This is a genomic window from Kocuria subflava, assembly GCF_012163155.1.
Classification (GTDB): Bacteria; Actinomycetota; Actinomycetes; order Actinomycetales; family Micrococcaceae; genus Kocuria; species Kocuria subflava.
The window spans coordinates 1-558 of record NZ_JAAVUN010000206.1 but is presented as its reverse complement, the minus strand read 5'-3'; the positions used below and the strand labels follow the sequence as shown (position 1 = coordinate 558).

1 protein-coding gene is annotated in these 558 nt (G+C 67.2%); it reads right to left on the bottom strand.

The window, feature by feature from the left end; translation table 11 throughout:
- The coding region (locus GTW58_RS13790; protein WP_209436597.1) for a hypothetical protein at positions 1-280 on the bottom strand (280 nt) is incomplete at its 3' end.
- Between the last annotated feature and the right edge of the window lie 278 nt (positions 281-558).

The window sequence follows — 558 nt, the reverse complement described above, 5'->3', positions numbered from 1 at the left end:
GGGGGGTTGGTCCGTGCCGCGCCGGGGGAGCGGTCTCCGGCCGCGGCGCGGTCTGGATGGGTGCGGGGGCAGGATCCGGGGAGAGGTCGTAGCGCCTGCCACCGTCCTTGACCGAGGGCATGGGGCGCGTCACGGAGGGGTCGGAGGAGGCACTGATCGTGTCCGTCCGGTCGTTGGTATGCGCCGATCGGGTGGTGTGAATGGCCTCCGTCGGCTGCTCACGGTTGCGATCCGCGTTCGACTCGCCGTCGGGGTCTCTCTCGGCGGGAATGTACGTCACTGACTTCCTCCGGTTCGGGCTCTCCGGTGGTCGGTGCGAACCCTGGGGTCTGCGACCTTGCACGGTTGGTGCGGAGGTCGTCGGGAAACTGGCACTGGGAAATTCGTTCGCAACAGTCTGACAGGCCAGGCTCGGTACAACCTGAATCCCGAGCCTTGTCGACGGCGTTGTCTGTGTGCCAGCTGAAGAGGGCCTGGGCAAGATCGCGGTGGAGTCCGGCATAGGGTGTGCTCATGACCGACCTGCCCACCGTTACCCCTTCTCCCGGCCTTCCTCCC